The sequence below is a fragment of the Streptomyces sp. NPDC101166 genome, assembly GCF_044768125.1.
Classification (GTDB): Bacteria; Actinomycetota; Actinomycetes; order Streptomycetales; family Streptomycetaceae; genus Streptomyces.
Map to the genome: position 1 here is coordinate 20,761 of NZ_JBIWPF010000005.1, position 17,098 is coordinate 37,858.

At 72.4% G+C, this 17,098-nt stretch carries 16 protein-coding genes; 13 read left to right on the plus strand and 3 right to left on the minus strand.

What is annotated here, in order from left to right; all coding sequences use genetic code 11:
* Nucleotides 1-55: 55 nt before the first annotated feature.
* The 9 genes from ACIRS4_RS10990 (at nucleotide 56) to ACIRS4_RS11030 (ending at nucleotide 10,315) form a co-directional block, all read left to right on the plus strand.
* Entirely contained in the window at nucleotides 56-2,113 is a 2,058-nt protein-coding gene (locus tag ACIRS4_RS10990; protein ID WP_404193168.1) for a tetratricopeptide repeat protein, read from the plus strand.
* A gap of 135 nt (nucleotides 2,114-2,248) precedes the next feature.
* On the plus strand, nucleotides 2,249-3,373 hold the full coding sequence (ald, locus tag ACIRS4_RS10995) for an alanine dehydrogenase (RefSeq protein WP_404193171.1): 1,125 nt from the start codon (nucleotides 2,249-2,251) through the stop codon (nucleotides 3,371-3,373).
* A gap of 544 nt (nucleotides 3,374-3,917) precedes the next feature.
* Nucleotides 3,918-4,910 carry a ParA family protein gene (locus ACIRS4_RS11000; protein WP_404194014.1) on the plus strand — a complete coding sequence of 331 codons (993 nt, stop codon included), beginning with the start codon at nucleotides 3,918-3,920 and terminating at the stop codon, nucleotides 4,908-4,910.
* Entirely contained in the window at nucleotides 4,895-5,485 is a 591-nt protein-coding gene (locus ACIRS4_RS11005) for a hypothetical protein (RefSeq protein ID WP_404193173.1), read from the plus strand. The genes ACIRS4_RS11000 and ACIRS4_RS11005 overlap by 16 nt, the downstream gene beginning before the upstream one ends.
* A gap of 18 nt (nucleotides 5,486-5,503) precedes the next feature.
* Entirely contained in the window at nucleotides 5,504-6,727 is a 1,224-nt protein-coding gene (locus ACIRS4_RS11010) for a segregation and condensation protein A (protein WP_404193175.1), read from the plus strand.
* The gene (gene scpB / locus ACIRS4_RS11015) at nucleotides 6,724-7,407 is read left to right on the plus strand and encodes an SMC-Scp complex subunit ScpB (RefSeq protein ID WP_404193178.1); all 684 of its coding nucleotides are present in this window, start codon (nucleotides 6,724-6,726) and stop codon (nucleotides 7,405-7,407) included. Before ACIRS4_RS11010 ends, scpB begins: the two co-directional genes overlap by 4 nt.
* Nucleotides 7,407-8,492: a pseudouridine synthase gene (locus ACIRS4_RS11020; protein ID WP_404193180.1), complete on the plus strand. Its 1,086-nt coding sequence runs from the start codon at nucleotides 7,407-7,409 to the stop codon at nucleotides 8,490-8,492. The genes scpB and ACIRS4_RS11020 overlap by 1 nt, the downstream gene beginning before the upstream one ends.
* A 66-nt stretch (nucleotides 8,493-8,558) precedes the next feature.
* On the plus strand, nucleotides 8,559-9,293 hold the full coding sequence (locus ACIRS4_RS11025) for an NUDIX domain-containing protein (protein WP_404193183.1): 735 nt from the start codon (nucleotides 8,559-8,561) through the stop codon (nucleotides 9,291-9,293).
* Nucleotides 9,290-10,315: an ADP-ribosylglycohydrolase family protein gene (locus ACIRS4_RS11030; protein ID WP_404193186.1), complete on the plus strand. Its 1,026-nt coding sequence runs from the start codon at nucleotides 9,290-9,292 to the stop codon at nucleotides 10,313-10,315. The genes ACIRS4_RS11025 and ACIRS4_RS11030 overlap by 4 nt, the downstream gene beginning before the upstream one ends.
* Before the next feature lie 49 nt (nucleotides 10,316-10,364).
* Here ACIRS4_RS11030 and ACIRS4_RS11035 read toward each other — a convergent pair whose 3' ends face one another.
* A complete protein-coding gene (locus ACIRS4_RS11035; protein WP_404193189.1) occupies nucleotides 10,365-10,820 on the minus strand; it encodes a Rieske (2Fe-2S) protein in 456 nt (151 codons plus the stop codon).
* A 337-nt stretch (nucleotides 10,821-11,157) separates the two neighbouring features.
* Here ACIRS4_RS11035 and ACIRS4_RS11040 point away from each other — a divergent pair, with 337 nt between their 5' ends.
* From ACIRS4_RS11040 to der, 4 genes are all read left to right on the plus strand, one after another.
* On the plus strand, nucleotides 11,158-12,243 hold the full coding sequence (locus ACIRS4_RS11040; RefSeq protein WP_404193192.1) for a prephenate dehydrogenase: 1,086 nt from the start codon (nucleotides 11,158-11,160) through the stop codon (nucleotides 12,241-12,243).
* Nucleotides 12,244-12,400: 157 nt separating this feature from the next.
* On the plus strand, nucleotides 12,401-13,087 hold the full coding sequence (gene cmk, locus ACIRS4_RS11045) for a (d)CMP kinase (protein ID WP_404193195.1): 687 nt from the start codon (nucleotides 12,401-12,403) through the stop codon (nucleotides 13,085-13,087).
* Nucleotides 13,045-13,737 (plus strand): lysophospholipid acyltransferase family protein, encoded by a 693-nt coding sequence (locus ACIRS4_RS11050; protein WP_404193197.1) that lies wholly within the window; start codon nucleotides 13,045-13,047, stop codon nucleotides 13,735-13,737. Before cmk ends, ACIRS4_RS11050 begins: the two co-directional genes overlap by 43 nt.
* 71 nt (nucleotides 13,738-13,808) lie before the next feature.
* Nucleotides 13,809-15,287, plus strand: coding sequence for a ribosome biogenesis GTPase Der (der, locus tag ACIRS4_RS11055; RefSeq protein ID WP_404193199.1), 1,479 nt, complete (start codon nucleotides 13,809-13,811; stop codon nucleotides 15,285-15,287).
* Between the two features lie 91 nt (nucleotides 15,288-15,378).
* Here der and ACIRS4_RS11060 read toward each other — a convergent pair whose 3' ends face one another.
* The gene (locus tag ACIRS4_RS11060; protein WP_404193202.1) at nucleotides 15,379-15,807 is read right to left on the minus strand and encodes a hypothetical protein; all 429 of its coding nucleotides are present in this window, start codon (nucleotides 15,805-15,807) and stop codon (nucleotides 15,379-15,381) included.
* 109 nt (nucleotides 15,808-15,916) lie between these two features.
* A complete protein-coding gene (locus ACIRS4_RS11065) occupies nucleotides 15,917-16,696 on the minus strand; it encodes a hypothetical protein (RefSeq protein ID WP_404193205.1) in 780 nt (259 codons plus the stop codon).
* Nucleotides 16,697-17,098 lie beyond the last annotated feature (402 nt).

Consider the following 17,098-nt stretch of genomic DNA (forward strand, 5'->3'; position numbering starts at 1 on the left):
CGCCCGATCCGGAGTCCCGGCGGGCTTGCGTGCGCGGTGGACGGGAGGGTGGCCCGTGACGGATCAGGCAGTGGACACAGACGGCGTCAAGCTGTCGGGACACGCTGCGACGGAGGGCCATTTCCTGGGCCGTACCCGGGAGTTGAAGGAGCTGTGCGCGGACATCGAGCGCGCGGGCCTGGACACCCTGGCGGGGAACAAGCCGCCCCGCGCGCGGGTCCTCCTCATCGCCGGACGGCCCGGCTCCGGCCGCAGCGCCCTCGCCGCGGAACTCGTCCGCCGGGTCGCCGGCCGCTACCCGGACGGCGTGCTGCGCGCCCGCCTCGGCGAGGCCGACGGCACCCCCGTCCCGGCCGAGCGGGCCGCCCGCGAACTGCTCGCCGCCCTGGAGCGGCCGGCCCCGGCGGGCGCGTCCGAGGAGGACCTCTCCGCCTGTCTGCGCGAAGCGCTCGCCGAACGGCGTGCCCTCATCCTCCTCGACGACGCGGCCGGCGCCGAGCAGGTCGACGCACTCCTCCCGGACACCCCGGAGTGCCTGGTCGTCGCCGTCTCCGCGGGACCGCTCACCGGCATCTCCGACGTGCGCCCCTGCACCCTGGGCGGCCTGGACACCAAGTCCGCCCTGGAACTGCTCACCCGCCGCATCGGCTCGGTCCGCATCACCGTCGACCCGCGCTCCGCCGAGGGACTCGTCGAGGCCTGCCAGGGCCACCCCGTAGCACTGGTCCTCGCCGGCGGCTGGCTGGCCGCCCGCCCCAAGTCGGCCGTCGCCGACCTCGCCAAGCAGCTCCACGCGGAGGGCGACGAGGGCACCCCGCTCAGCCGCCTCTTCGCACTCGTGCACCACGGGCTGGCCCCCACCGCCGCCCGCACCCTGCGCCTGCTCTCCCTCGCCCCGGCCGGGCTCGTCGACGCCCACACCGCCTCCGCCCTCGCCGGCTGCTCGATCGGCGCCGCCCGCAGCACCCTGGACGACTTCGCCGCCCTCGGTCTGCTGCGGCCCGTGGCCTCCACACCGCCCCAGTACGAGATCCCCGGCTGTCTGCACTCCCTGCTGCGCGCGGCCGCCGAGGTGCACGAGCGGCCGGCCGAACTCCAGCTGGCCCGCGCCCGCATGCTGGAGCGGACGGTGCGGCTGCTCCAGTCCTGCCGTGCCGTCACCGAGACCGACAACCCCCAGGCCCGCGAGAAGCTCCAGGGCATGCCCAGCGCCCTGCGCTTCCCCTCCCCGCAGGCGGCCGCCGAGTGGCTCGAGGCGCGCCGGCCCGCGCTGCTCGGCGCCGCCCGGCTCGCGGTCGCCGACGGCGAGCTGGACACCCTGGCCAGGCGGCTGATGGCGCAGCTGGTCAAGGCGATGGTCGCCCACCGCGGCGCCCACGGCGCGGCGCCCGACCTGTACGGCGTCCACCAGCTGGTCCTGGACGTCGCCGAGCGCCGCGGGCTGCCCCGGGAGAAGGCCGCCGCCCTGCTGAACCTGGCCGACGTCGACGCCCGCACCGGGCGCACGGCCCAGGCTCTGGTGCGCTACCGGGCCGCGCTGGACGCCGGACGCCAGGCGAACGATCCGTACGCGACCGGGCGCGCGATGGAATCCGTGGGCGGTGCGCATCAGGAGCTCGGCGACTACGAGCGGGCCGCCGACTGGTTCGGCCGGGCCCTCGCCCAGCGCCTGGCCCGCGACGAGCGCGCCGACGCCGCCCGCCTGTACGGCCGTATCGCGACCGCGCACACCTATGCCGGACGCTACGGGGAGGCGCAGCGCGGCTGGCGGGCCGCCGTGGCGGTGCACCGCAAGAGCGGCGATGTCGCCGCGCAGGCGCGGGCGTTGAGCGAGCTGGCCCGCGTCCAGGAGTACGCGGGCCGGCCCGAGGAGTCGCTGCGTACCTGTCAGGAGGCGGTGGAGTGGGCCTGCCGCGCGGGGGACGCCCGCCTGCAGGCCGCGCTGCACCTGCGGCTGGCGGACACCTGCGAGCACCTCGGCGACCCGGCGGCCGCCCGCCTGCACCGGGGCGCGGCGGAGCGCATCCTGGGAGATGAGGCCCCCGGCACCGAGTCAGAGCCGGAAGACGCGGCCGACGCCTGCGAAATCCGCAGTACATCTGCTGAAGATTGATGCATTGGAAGGCTGGACAGCGGGAACGCCTTCATTAGACTGGCTCTGCCGCACGTTCTCCGGCGGTGTATCCCCGTATGCCCATTGCATCCGGGTTTGTCGTTCCATGCCCCCACACCCTCTGAGCCAAGGACCGTGATCCACGTGAAGGTCGGCATCCCCCGCGAGGTCAAGAACAACGAGTTCCGGGTGGCGATCACCCCCGCAGGCGTGCACGAGCTGGTGCGCCACGGCCACCAGGTCGTCATCGAGCAGGGCGCCGGTGTCGGCTCGTCGATCCCGGACGAGGAGTACGTGGCCGCCGGCGCCCGGATCCTGGACACCGCCGACGAGGTGTGGGCCACCGCCGACCTGCTGCTGAAGGTCAAGGAGCCCATCGCCGAGGAGTACCACCGCCTCCGCAAGGACCAGACGCTCTTCACCTACCTGCACCTGGCCGCCTCCAAGGAGTGCACCGACGCGCTCATCGAGTCCGGCACCACGGCGATCGCCTATGAGACCGTCGAACTGCCGAACCGCGCGCTGCCGCTGCTCGCCCCGATGTCCGAGGTCGCGGGCCGGCTGGCCCCGCAGGTCGGCGCCTACCACCTGATGGCCGCCAACGGCGGCCGCGGCGTGCTGCCCGGCGGCGTCCCCGGCGTGCTGGCCGGCCGGGCCGTCGTCATCGGCGGCGGCGTCTCCGGCTGGAACGCCGCGCAGATCGCCATCGGCATGGGCTTCCACGTCACCCTGCTCGACAAGGACATCAACAAGCTCAAGGAAGCCGACAAGGTCTTCGGCACCAAGATCCAGACGGTCGTCTCCAACGCCTTCGAGCTGGAGAAGGCCTGCCTGGAGGCCGACCTCGTCATCGGCGCCGTCCTCATCCCGGGCGCCAAGGCGCCCAAGCTCGTCACCAACGAGCTGGTCTCCCGGATGAAGCCCGGAAGTGTCCTTGTCGACATCGCGATCGACCAGGGCGGCTGCTTCGAGGACTCCCGTCCGACCACCCACGCCGAGCCGACCTTCCCGGTCCACAACTCGGTCTTCTACTGCGTCGCCAACATGCCCGGCGCGGTCCCCAACACCTCCACCTACGCGCTCACCAACGCGACCCTGCCGTACATCGTCGAACTCGCCGACCGAGGCTGGGCGGAGGCGCTGCGCCGCGACCCCGCGCTGGCCAGGGGCCTCAACACGCACGACGGCAAGGTGGTTTACCGCGAGGTCGCCGAGGCCCACGGCCTCGAGCATGTCGAGCTGGCCTCGCTGCTCGGCTGAGACACCCGCCAAGTCACCTTTTCGTAAAGGCGATACGTCAACAGGACGCCTCAAGGGCGTGCGCGCGGCCGGACCTTGCCCGACAAGGTCCGGCCGAGTGTGTGTATGGTCACTTTGCCGCTCTCGGTCAACTCGCCTCGAACGTAACCCTTGAACCGATTCGCACACCCGTGAATCCTGCCGTGCGACGGCCGTACGCCCTTGACAGCGGGATGTTTCATTGCCGACACATCCGGCCGGGTCCGGCGGATTGTGTTGCTGCGGACGCCCGACACGCCATAGAGTCGCCAATCGTCGGCATGGTGCCACGCTGACCTTGTCTAGAAGTTTCCTGGTCACCAAGGAGGTAAGACGACTTGTGAATGAGTCGACATTTTCTCCCGGGGGTGGTCATCCAGGAACGCCTACGCGGGGCCCGGGCCCCACGGGGCGCGAGGCTGTCGGCTCCGTCGCTGTCCGAACCTTCGCAGACCATCAGAGCCACAGAAGCCCCCAGTTGGCTCAGCCAGCACACCACAGCATGGATGGCCATCACGTGAACGCCATGGCCGGCGACGGAAGTGGCGCGCCCCGCAACCACTTCGCCGACTACGACGAACTGCCCGAAGGGCACTTCTACGACCCCGACGCCGAGTACGAGCCCGATCCCGAGTACGCGGCCACCCTCGCGCCCGACGCAGCCCGCCAGCGTCGCGAGCGCGTCGGTCCCACGGGACGCCCGCTGCCGTACTTCCCGATCCCGGGTCCGCTGCCCGATCACGGACCCGCGAAGATCATCGCGATGTGCAACCAGAAGGGCGGCGTCGGCAAGACGACGTCGACCATCAATCTGGGCGCCGCCCTCGCGGAGTACGGACGCCGGGTGCTGCTCGTCGACTTCGACCCGCAGGGCGCGCTGTCGGTCGGACTCGGCGTCAATCCGATGGAGCTCGACCTCACCGTCTACAACCTGCTCATGGAGCGGGGCATGGCGGCCGACGAGGTGCTCCTGAAGACGGCGGTCCCCAACATGGACCTGCTGCCCAGCAACATCGACCTGTCCGCCGCCGAGGTCCAGCTGGTCTCCGAGGTCGCGCGCGAGTCGACGCTGCAACGGGCGCTGAAGCCGCTGCTGGACGACTACGACTTCATCGTCATCGACTGTCAGCCCTCGCTCGGCCTGCTCACCGTCAACGCGCTGACCGCCGCGCACAAGGTGATCGTGCCGCTGGAGTGCGAGTTCTTCGCGCTGCGCGGTGTCGCGCTGCTCACCGAGACCATCGAGAAGGTCCAGGAGCGGCTCAACCCGGAGCTGGAGCTCGACGGCATCCTCGCCACGATGTACGACTCGCGCACGGTCCACAGCCGCGAGGTCCTCGCCCGTGTGGTCGAGGCCTTCGACGACCACGTGTACCACACGGTCATCGGGCGCACGGTCCGCTTCCCGGAGACCACGGTCGCCGGTGAGCCGATCACCACCTACGCCTCCAACTCCGTCGGCGCCGCCGCCTACCGTCAGCTCGCCAGGGAGGTGCTCGCCCGGTGTCACGCCGAGTGAGTCTGCCGGGGGCCGACGAACTCTTCCGTACGACAGGGGGGATGGCGCTCCAGCCGTCCGCACCGCGACGCCCGGCCAACGGCGAGGCGCGGGTACCCGCTCCCGCCGGGGAGAGCGACACGGCGGCAGCGGCGGCCTCGGCCGAGGACGCGCCGCAGGCCGTGCCCGCGCAGGGCGATGACGGCGAGGGCGCCGAGCACGTGGCGGCCGACGCCGAGCAGGGCGACGCCGGGGAGTCCCGCAGCCGGACCGCCGGCGCGGAGCGCCCCACGCGGCGTCAGGGCGCGGCGCAGGAAGGACCGGCCGCCGCCGGCGAGGCCGCCCAGCCCCGCAAGCGGGGCCGGGCCGCGGCCCGCCGGCCCAGCGGCCGGGAGCGGCACGACGAGAAGATCACCGTGTACGTCTCCGCCGAGGAGCTGATGGACCTGGAGCACGCCCGGCTGGTGCTGCGCGGCGAACACGGGCTGGCCGTGGACCGGGGACGGATCGTCCGCGAGGCGGTCGCCGTGGTCCTGGCGGACCTGGAGGCCCGCGGCGACGCCAGCATCCTCGTACGCCGGCTGCGCGGCCGGTAGCGATAGCCTGCGGAGGTCATGACCTCGAACAACGCCCCCTCCGCCGGCGGCACGGCCGGAGGCCGCCGACGCCCCCTGGGCCGAGGCCCGTCGACCCCCACCACCTCACCGCCGGAGCCCCGCACCGACGACTCCGCCACGCCGCCGACCGGGGCGGCACCCGAGAACCCCTTGCCGGCGAAGCCCGCGCCCCCCGCCCACGACGAAGCCGGGCCCTGGAGCGAGCCGCCGCCGGCCGTGGGCCGCGAGGAGGCCCGGCCGGCGCCCCCGGCCGTGCCTGCCGGCCCACGCGGGGCCGGGGGCGGGGCGCCGTCGGCCGCCGTCTCCGCGGAAGCGCCCCTTCGGACCGGCACCGCACCCGAGGGAGCCGCCGCGGCGGGAACTCCTCCGGGCGAGGCCGCCCCGGCTGAGGCCGGGGTGGCCGACGGGGTGTTCAAGGTTCGGCTCGCCAATTTCGAGGGGCCGTTCGACCTGCTGCTCCAGTTGATCTCCAAGCACAAGCTGGACGTCACCGAAGTCGCGTTGTCCAAGGTCACCGACGAGTTCATGGCGCACATCAGGGCGATGGGACCGGACTGGGACCTGGATCAGACGACCGAGTTCCTGGTCGTGGCCGCGACGCTGCTCGATCTGAAGGCGGCCAGGCTGCTGCCCGCCGCCGAGATCGAGGACGAGGCCGACCTCGCGCTGCTGGAGGCCCGCGACCTGCTCTTCGCTCGGCTGCTCCAGTACCGCGCCTACAAACGGATCGCCGACATCTTCAACGAGCGGCTGGAGGAAGAGGCCCGCCGCTACCCCCGTACCGTCGGCCTCGAAGCGCACCACGCCGAGCTGCTGCCCGAGGTCGTCATCAACATCGGGGCGCAGGGGTTCGCCCGGCTCGCGGTGAAGGCGATGCAGCCCAGGCCCAAGCCGCAGGTGTACGTCGACCACATCCACGCCCCGTTGGTCAGCGTGCAGGAACAGGCCCAGATCGTCGTCGCGCGGCTGCGGGTACTCGGGGAGGCCGGCTTCCGTACGCTCGTCGAGGACACCGACGACACCCTCACGATCGTCGCCCGCTTCCTGGCCCTGCTGGAGCTGTACCGGGAGAAGGCGGTGGCCCTGGACCAGGAGACGGCCCTCGGCGAGCTGCTGGTGCGGTGGACCGGCGGGGACGGGGACGAGACGCCCAGAGTGACCGACGAGTTCGACCGGCCCCCCGAAGTGCCCGGGGAGTCCGGGAAGGAGAAGACCCCGTGAGTGAGGAGACAGCCGCGGGCGCCGGCGCCCCGGGCGGATCCCGTGCCGTCGTGGACCTCGACCTCAAGCCCGCCCTGGAGGCCGTCCTGATGGTCGTGGACGAACCCGCGACCGAGGAGCACCTGGCGAAGATCGTGGAACGGCCGCGCCGCCAGGTCGCGGACGCGCTGCGCGAACTCGCCGACGAGTACACCGGGCAGGGGCGGGGCTTCGACCTGCGGTTCGTCGCGGGCGGCTGGCGGTTCTACACCCGGGCCGAGTACGCCCCGGCCGTGGAGCGCTTCGTCCTGGACGGCCAGCAGGCCCGGCTCACCCAGGCAGCGCTGGAGACGCTGGCCGTGGTCGCCTACCGGCAGCCGGTCAGCCGCAGCCGGGTCTCCGCCGTGCGCGGGGTGAACTGCGACGGGGTCATGCGCACCCTTCTCCAACGGGGTCTGGTCGAGGAGGCGGGCGCGGAACCCGAAACAGGTGCGATCCTGTACAGGACGACGAACTACTTCCTGGAGCGGATGGGCCTGCGCGGTCTGGACGAGCTCCCGGAGCTCGCGCCCTTCCTCCCGGAGGCGGAGGCGATCGAGGCCGAGACCCAGGAAGCCGTACCGTCGTTCGACCCGGACGCCCCGGACACGGACGGCGCCGCCGGAACGAACAGGCCCGACACGACGACGACGGAACTTTGATGCGAAGCAGCGGTAGCGGTAGCGGCAGCGGTAAGAGCGGCGGGCGCGGTAACCACCGCGGCGCCGGCAACGACAGGGACCAGAAGCAGGGGCAGGGGCAGGGGCGTCCGCGCAAGCCCCGTCCCGAGGAGCGCCGCTACGACGTGGGCCCCGGCGCGTCCCCCGACGGCCCGAAGTCGGGGCGCGGCGGCGCGGCGCGCGGCGGCGCCAAGGGCGGCCCCAAGCAGCCGCAGGGCGGCGGACGCGGCCGTACGGCACCCGCCCGCTCCCGCGAGTACGAGGCGCGCGCCGAGGAACGCAACCGCGAGCGCTACGCGGGCAAGAAGGACGTCAAGCTGCCCAAGACCTTCCCGGGCGCCGAGCAGGAGGGCGAGCGGCTGCAGAAGGTGCTCGCGCGCGCGGGCTACGGCTCGCGGCGGTCCTGTGAGGAGCTGATCGAGCAGGCGCGCGTCGAGGTCAACGGCGAGATCGTCCTGGAACAGGGCAAGCGGGTCGACCCCGAGAAGGACGAGGTCAAGGTCGACGGCCTGACCGTCGCGACGCAGTCGTACCAGTTCTTCTCGCTCAACAAGCCCGCCGGCGTCGTGTCGACCATGGAGGACCCCGACGGCCGGCAGTGCCTCGGCGACTACGTCACCAACCGTGAGACGCGTCTCTTCCACGTCGGGCGGCTCGACACCGAGACCGAGGGCGTCATCCTGCTCACCAACCACGGCGAGCTGGCGCACCGCCTGACCCACCCCAAGTACGGCGTGAAGAAGACCTACCTCGCGCACATCGTGGGCCCGATCCCGCGCGACCTGGGCAAGCAGCTCAAGGACGGCATCCAGCTGGAGGACGGGTACGCGCGCGCGGACCACTTCCGCGTCGTCGAGCAGACCGGCAAGAACTACCTGGTCGAGGTCACTCTGCACGAGGGCCGCAAGCACATCGTGCGCCGCATGCTCGCGGAGGCCGGCTTCCCCGTCGACAAGCTCGTGCGCGTCGCCTTCGGTCCGATCACCCTGGGCGACCAGAAGTCGGGCTGGCTGCGCCGGCTGTCGAACACCGAGGTCGGGATGCTGATGCAGGAGGTCGACCTCTGACCGGGGGGTTGTGACCGAACCCCGCCCCCTTTTATAGTCGCCTTGACCATAAAAGGGGGTGGAGTCATGCGCGGCCACGACGCACCGGCGTACGACAAGCACGCCTACGAACCCTTCGCCGTCACCGTCGACCTCGCCGTGTTCACCCTCCGCGCGGGCGCCCTGCACGTGCTGCTCGTCGAACGCGGCCAGGAGCCGTACGCCGGGCACTGGGCGCTGCCCGGCGGGTTCGTGCGGCCGGACGAGTCCGCGGAGACGGCCGCCCGGCGTGAACTCGCCGAGGAGACCGGCCTGTCGGACGTCGAGGGGCTGCATCTGGAGCAGCTGCGCACCTACAGCGAACCCGGCCGGGACCCCCGGATGCGGGTGGTGTCCGTCGCGTTCGCCGCCCTACTGCCCCACCCGCCCGAGCCGCACGGCGGCAGCGACGCCAGCGACGCCCGCTGGATCGCGTACGACGCCGCCCGACCGCTCGCCTTCGACCACGACACGATCCTGGCCGACGCCCGCGAACGCGTCGGGGCCAAGCTCGAGTACACCTGCCTCGCCACCGCCTTCTGCCCGCCGGAGTTCACTCTCGGGGAACTCCAGGAGGTCTACGAGACCGTGTGGGGCTCCGGGCTCGACCGGCCCAACTTCCGCCGCAAGGTGCTCTCCACGCCCGGCTTCGTCGAACCCGTCCCCGGCGCCGCCCGGTTGACCGGCGGCCGGGGCAAACCGGCCGCGCTGTACCGCGCCGGCGCCGCCACCGCCCTGCACCCGCCCCTGCTGCGACCGCCCCGGGAAGGACGTCCCGCATGACCGCCTCCACCACCGTCCGCAAACGCGCCGCCACCGGGGCCCTGCTCGGCCTCGCCCTCGGCGACGCCCTGGGCTTCCCGACCGAGTTCAACGACGTGCCGTCGATCCTCGCCAAGTGCGGCCCCTGGCGGCGGATGGAGCTGATCACGCCCGCGATCGTCAGTGACGACACACAGATGACGCTGGCGGTGGCCCAGGGGCTGCGGGCGGCCATGGACCGGGGAGTGCTCGGGCCGAAGCGGTTCGAGCGGCCGCTCCGCGAGGAGTTCGTGGACTGGTACCAGTCGCCGCAGAACAACCGTGCGCCGGGCCGGACCTGCATGGTCGCCTGCAACCTGCTGAAGAACGAGAAGCGGGCGTGGCAGGACGCCGCCCAGATCCACTCCAAGGGCTGCGGCGCCAACATGCGGGTCGCGCCGGTCGGTCTCGCGCCCGGACTCGCTGACGAACAGCGCGCCGGAGCCGCCCAGTTGCAGTCGGCCCTCACCCACGGGCACCCCACCGCGCTCGCCGCCTCCGACCTCACCGCCCACGCCGTACGGCTGCTCGCCCAGGGCGCCGATCCGGCCGCGCTCGTCGGGCTGTTGCGCTCCTATGCCCTCGACAACCGCTCCCACTACCACCACGCCTGGCTGGGCGACCTGTGGACCCGGAGCCAGGACCCCACACCCGAGCACTTCATCGCGCGCGGCTGGGACGAGTGCCTCGCGATCCTCGAGCGGCTCCAGGACGCCGTGCGCACCGTCTCGCCCGAGACCGACCCGTGCCTGGCCACCGGGGAGGGCTGGATCGCGGAGGAGGCCCTGGCCACCGGGCTGCTGTGCTTCCTGCTCTTCCCCGACGAGCCGGTCACCGCGCTGCGCCGGGCCGCCTGTTCCTCGGGTGACTCCGATTCCATCGCCTGTCTGACGGGCGCCTTCGCCGGCGCGTACGCCGGGGCCGACGCGTGGCCCGCGGAGTGGGCGGACCGGATCGAGTACCACGGGGAGCTGGTGACGTTCGGGGCGCTGTGGGACGCGTGACGGCCGCCGCCTGAGCCCCGGAAGCGGGGCCCCGCGGCTCTTCAGCGGCTCACGCCAGCTTGATGGCGCCGCCCTCCACCGTGATCTTCTCCGCCGGCAGCGGTCTGGTCGCCGGGCCCGCGGTGACCGCGCCGTCGTCGATGCTGAAGCTGCTTCGGTGGCAGGCGCAGTTGATCGTCTTGTCGGCGACGCTGGTGACCGTGCAGCCCTGATGGGTGCAGATCGCGGAGAAGGCCTTGAAGTCGCCCTTGGACGGCTGGGTGACCACGACCTTCTCCTTTGTGAAGATCGTGCCCCCGCCGACGGGGATGTCGGCCGTGGCCGCCAGTTCGCGACCCGCGGAGGCGGCCGGGGATTCGGTCCCGGGGGTGCCCGCGGTCCCGGCGGCGGGGCTCTTGGAGGTTTCGGGGGCCGAGCCGCCGTCGCCCTTGTCGCTGCAGCCGACGGCGAGAGCCGCCGCGCCCGTCGCGAGGAGGACCGTACGGCGGGTGGCGGGGTGGGTCATGTCGTCGCTCCGAAGGTGCGGAAGATGTGGAAAGCGCAGAAGGCGCGGTGACGCGGACCACAATCGTGGCACCGAAGGCACCGAACGAGAAGCAATTCCGGATAAATGCCACAAAACGAACATTCCGGATGTGGTGAACGGCTCCCGCACCCGTCTCAGCGGGCGGGCGGCGCGCACCCCGCGCGGACGGGCTGACTACGCTGGACGCAGAGCCGACAGCTATGTGAACGAGGAGCAGCACCGTGGCGGTACGAGCGGCCCGGGGGGCCGGCCGGCGAGAGCGGGACGAGGCCGGCCACATGGAGCGGGTCGCGGTCCTGAGCGAGGGCGTCGCCCGGTGAGGACCGCACTCGTCATCGGAACCGGGCTGATCGGCACCTCCGCCGCCCTGGCCCTCGCCCAGCGCGGCGTCGCCGTCCACCTGGAGGACCACGACCCCGAGCAGGCCCGGACGGCCGCCGCGCTCGGCGCCGGCGCCGACGCGGCCCCCGAAGGTCCCGTGGACGTCGCCATCGTCGCCGCGCCGCCCGCCCACGTCTCCTCCGTGCTCGCCGACGCCATGCGGCGCGGGGTGGCCCGCGGCTACCTCGACGTGGCCAGCGTCAAGGGCGGTCCGCGCCGTGAGCTGGAGGCGCTCGGCCTGGACCTGTCGAGGTACCTCGGCACGCACCCCATGTCGGGCCGCGAGAAGTCCGGCCCGCTCGCCGCGTCCGCCGACCTCTTCGAGGGCCGGCCCTGGGTGCTGACGCCGACCAGGGACACCGAGACCGAGGTGCTCAACCTCGCCCTGGAGCTGGTCTCGCACTGCCGGGCCGTCCCGGTGGTCATGGACGCCGACGCCCACGACCGGGCGGTGGCGCTCGTCTCCCACATGCCCCACCTCGTCTCCAGCCTGGTCGCCGCCCGGCTGGAGAACGCCGAGGAGGCCGCCGTACGGCTGTGCGGGCAGGGCATCCGGGACGTCACCCGGATCGCCGCCTCCGACCCCCGGATGTGGATCGACATCCTCTCCGCCAACCCCGGACCGGTCGCCGACCTGCTCACCGACGTCGCCGGGGACCTCGAGGAGACGGTGCGGGCGCTGCGCTCCCTGCAGTCCTCCGACGAGGCCAAGCGACGTGAGGGCGCCGGCGGCATCGAGGGCGTCCTGCGGCGCGGGAACGCGGGGCAGGTGCGCGTGCCCGGCAAGCACGGGTCCGCTCCGCGGGCGTACGAGGTGGTCGCGGTGCTGATCGACGACCAGCCGGGGCAGCTGGCCCGCATCTTCGCCGACGCCGGGCTGGCGGGGGTCAACATCGAGGACGTACGCATCGAGCACGCGACCGGGCAGCAGGCGGGGCTGGTGCAGTTGATGGTCGAGCCGCGCAGTGCGGGGGTGTTGTCCGCCGCGCTGACGGAGCGGGGGTGGGCGGTGCGGCAGTAGGTCGCCCGGCGCCGGCGCCCCGCCGCCCGTCCCGGTCGGACGGGAAGGCCCCCTCGCCCTGACGTGCGGCCGGACGAGTGAGTCGTAGCCAGTAACCTTGTCCGGGGCGTGTTCTCGCCCCGCAGTCCTCCGCCTCGCACCAGGAAGGTGTCCCCTCGTGGAAAACGGCGCCGCCCAGCCCGTGATCGTCGCCATCGACGGTCCCTCCGGAACGGGCAAGTCGAGCACGTCCAAGGCCGTGGCCGCCCAGCTGGGGCTGAGCTACCTGGACACCGGTGCGCAGTACCGGGCGATCACGTGGTGGATGGTGGCCAACGGGATCGACATCGAGGACCCCACGGCGATCGCCGCCGTCGCCGGCAAGCCGGAGATCGTGTCCGGCACCGACCCGGCGGGCCCGACGATCACCGTCGACGGCACCGATGTGGCCGCCCCGATCCGCACCCAGGAGGTCACCTCCCAGGTCAGCGCGGTCAGCGCGGTGCCGGAGGTGCGGGCCCGGATCACCGAGCTCCAGCGGTCGCTGGCGGCCTCCGCCGAGAAGGGGATCGTCGTCGAGGGGCGTGACATCGGCACCACCGTGCTGCCCGACGCCGATCTGAAGATCTTCCTCACCGCGTCCCCGGAGGCCCGCGCCGCCCGCCGCAGCGGCGAGGTGAAGGGCTCGGACGTGCACGCCACCCGCGAGGCGCTGATCAAGCGGGACGCGGCCGACTCCTCCCGCAAGACCTCCCCGCTCGCCAAGGCGGACGACGCCGTCGAGGTGGACACCACCGAGCTGACGCTGGCCCAGGTCATCGAGTGCGTCGTCACCCTCGTCGAGGAGAAGCGGGCGGGCAGGTGACTCAGCCGTCCGTGCCCTCGCAGAAGGGCGCCGAGGTCGGACGCCGGATCGGCGTCGGGCTGATGTACGGGCTGTGGCGGCCGCGTGTGCTGGGAGCCTGGAAGGTGCCCGCGACCGGCCCGGTGATCTTCGCGGTCAACCACTCCCACAACATCGACGGCCCGATGGTCATGGGCGTGGCGCCCCGGCCCACGCACTTCCTGATCAAGAAGGAAGCCTTCGTCGGCCCGCTCGACCCCTTCCTGACCGGGATCGGCCAGCTCAAGGTGGACCGCGAGACGACCGACCGCTCGGCGATCACCCGGGCCCTGGGCGTGCTGGAGAACGGCGGAGTGCTGGGCATCTTCCCCGAGGGCACCCGGGGCGAGGGCGACTTCGCCTCGCTGCGCGCCGGGCTCGCCTACTTCGCGGTGCGCAGCGGCGCGCCGATCGTGCCGGTCGCCGTGCTGGGAAGCACCGACCGGCCCGGACGGTTGTTGAAGGGGCTGCCCCCGCTGCGGTCCCGGGTCGACGTCGTCTTCGGCGACCCGTTCGAGGCGGGCGACGGCAGTGGGCGGCGCACCCGCAAGGCGCTGGACGAGGCGACCGAGCGCATTCAGAAGCAGCTGGCCGCCCACCTGGAAAACGCCAGGCGTCTCACCGGGCGCTAGGCGACACTGAGTAGTGGATCACCTGCCGAGTCAGGTCCACCGATCACCACGATGAACGAGGTACGGACTTCATGAACGACCACATCCAGCCCGGCGGCTCGGACGCCTTCGAGCACGATCACGGGGCGCTCGGCGAAGCCGAGTACACGGAGTTCATGGAGCTCGCCGCCGAAGAGGGCTTCGACCTGGAGGACGTGGAGGGCGCCATCGAAGCGGCCGGTCACGGGCCGCTGCCCGTGCTCGCCGTCGTCGGCCGCCCCAATGTCGGCAAGTCGACCCTGGTGAACCGGATCATCGGCCGCCGTGAGGCCGTCGTCGAGGACAAGCCCGGCGTCACCCGCGACCGGGTCACCTACGAGGCCGAGTGGGCGGGCCGCCGCTTCAAGGTCGTCGACACCGGCGGCTGGGAGCAGGACGTCCTCGGCATCGACGCCTCCGTGGCCGCCCAGGCCGAGTACGCCATCGAGGCCGCCGACGCCGTCGTCTTCGTCGTCGACGCCAAGGTCGGCGCGACCGACACCGACGAGGCGGTCGTACGGCTGCTGCGCAAGGCCGGCAAGCCGGTCGTGCTGGCCGCCAACAAGGTCGACGGACCGAGCGGCGAGGCCGACGCGGCCTACCTGTGGTCGCTGGGCCTCGGCGAGCCGCACCCCGTCTCCGCGCTGCACGGTCGCGGCACCGGCGACATGCTGGACGCCGTACTGGAGGCGCTGCCCGAGGCCCCCGAGCAGAGCTTCGGCACGGCGGTCGGCGGACCGCGCCGTATCGCGCTCATCGGCCGCCCGAACGTCGGCAAGTCCTCGCTGCTGAACAAGGTGGCGGGCGAGGAGCGCGTCGTCGTCAACGAGTTGGCCGGCACCACCCGCGACCCGGTCGACGAGCTGATCGAACTCGGCGGCGTCACCTGGAAGTTCGTCGACACCGCGGGCATCCGCAAGCGCGTCCACCTCCAGCAGGGCGCCGACTACTACGCCTCGCTGCGCACCGCCGCCGCCGTCGAGAAGGCCGAGGTCGCGGTCATCCTGATCGACGCCTCCGAGTCGATCTCGGTCCAGGACCAGCGGATCGTGACCATGGCCGTGGAGGCGGGCCGTGCGATGGTCATCGCCTACAACAAGTGGGACACCCTCGACGAGGAGCGCCGCTACTACCTGGAGCGCGAGATCGAGACCGAGTTCGGCCAGGTGGCGTGGGCGCCCCGGGTGAACGTGTCGGCGCACACCGGGCGGCACATGGAGAAGCTGGTCCCGGCGATCGAGACCGCGCTGGCCGGCTGGGAGACCCGGGTCCCCACGGGCCGGCTGAACGCCTTCCTGGGCGAGCTGGTCGCCGCCCACCCGCACCCCATCCGGGGCGGCAAGCAGCCGCGCATCCTGTTCGGCACCCAGGCCGGCACCAAGCCGCCGCGATTCGTGCTGTTCGCGTCCGGCTTCATCGAGGCCGGCTACCGGCGCTTCGTCGAGCGCCGGCTGCGCGAGGAGTTCGGCTTCGAGGGCACGCCCATCCACATCTCGGTGCGGGTGCGCGAGAAGCGCGGCAGGAAGAAGTGACATGACGGCCGGAGGGCGGCTCCCCATCGCGGGGAGCCGCCCTCCGGCCGTGCGGGCGTCGCCGGGAGGCCGCGCCGGGCCCCGCGGCCGGTCAGTAGCCTCTCCGGGCCGGCGGCAGGGCCGCGGGGACGTGGTGCGTGGTCGTCGGCGCCTGCGGCTGCGGCTGCCGGCCGGCCGGGGTGAGCGGGCCGACCCGCTGCCACTGCGACTGCTGCCCGAGCCCGGTGCGCGCGCTCTGGGCGCCCGCGCTGTAGGCGCTGTAGCCGCTGCTGAACGAGCTGCTGAACGATCCGGTGCTGAACGATCCGGTGCTGTGCGGGACATACCCGAAGGCGGTGAACCCCAGGTCCTCCTCCCCGCTGCGATCGCCCGGCAGCGAACGGAAGGACTTGACGTACTCGGCGTAGAGCGCGTCGTAGATCGGCGTGGCCGAGGGGACGCCCTGGGGATCCTGGGCCGCCGGCCGGGCGGACTGGACCGACTGGAAGGCTTGGCGGCGCGGAACGTCGTAGGTGTGCACGTATGTCCAAACGACCCGGCACGGGAAGGGATGCGGCCGTGGGGTCCCCGTCGGCGCCCGCGGGGCCGCGGGACGCGCGCCCCGCGTACTCGTCGCGCCGAAGGCTCCCTCAGGTGCCCGCGAGCGGCAGGGCCGCGCCGACGAGCTTGCCGCCCGCCGCCGCCTTGTCCAGCGCGTCCCGCAGCAGGTCCTCCCGGGGCTGACGCCCGATCGAGCCCACCGGTGCGGCGAACATCAGCACCTGCTGGTGCTTGTTGGCGGCGGCCCGCCACCCCTCGGTCACCTGGAGCGGCTGGTGCGCCTGCCACCAGGCCACCGGCTGGCCGCCGCCCGCGGAGGGCTGGAGGACGGCGTGCAGCTGTCCCATCGCCAGCAGCACGGACCAGCCGTGCTGCACCGGGGGCGCCTCGGCCAGCTCGGTCAGCGGCATGAAGCCCTGCTCGATGAGGAGCGGCAGGAAGTCGTCGCCCAGACCGGAGGAGCCCGGGCGCGCGATCGGCGCGGTCGGCTCGACGACGAGGGCGGGGTGCAACTCCCCGGCGATCAGGACGAGTCCGCTGGTGACCCCGAGGACGGCCTGCTCGGGCGCGATCTGCGCGGGAACCGGGGACGCCTCGCCGCTGATGGAGCGGACCGCGCCCTGGAGCTGCTCCTCGGTGACCTGGACGACCTGCGAGGGCAGGCAGGTGGAGTGGGCGAAGGCGAGGACGGCGGTCTCGTCCCCGATGAACAGGACGGTGCTGGTGCGCTCGTGCGCGGAGTCGCCCGGGGTACGGCAGGACGTGCAGTCGTAACTGCCCGGGGCGTTCTCTCCGGCGAGCAGCCGGTCGGCTTCTTCGTCGCCGATCTCGGCGCGTACCTCGTCGCTGACGTCGAGCATGCGCGGCACGGGTGGCTCCCTCGGAATGCGGTGCGTTGGCGAGCCGGGTGAGTCCCCGGCTCATGCAGAAGACAACGGCGGATCTGTGGCGGGAGTCACGCTGTCGGCCCAAGGGAATCGAACCGCCCTGCGCACACGGTCACGAGGTGTGCGGAATCGAACACTCAACGTCAAGTAACGGGATGGCAACGGAAGTTGGTTCCGTGAGCTGGGTCACAGACGTTGTGGGCGGCATGGCAGGCGAATGGCGACATCAATGCATAAAGTGGTGCGTTCAATCATGGGTGTTACCTAAGGTAACTATCAACTGGCCTGCGACAACCTTCAGTTGGTTGTTAACGAACCGTCAGAGTCCATAGATTCCTCCGCCGTGTGCAGCTAGCACCGCCCGGGAACGTCCGCCGGCCGCGC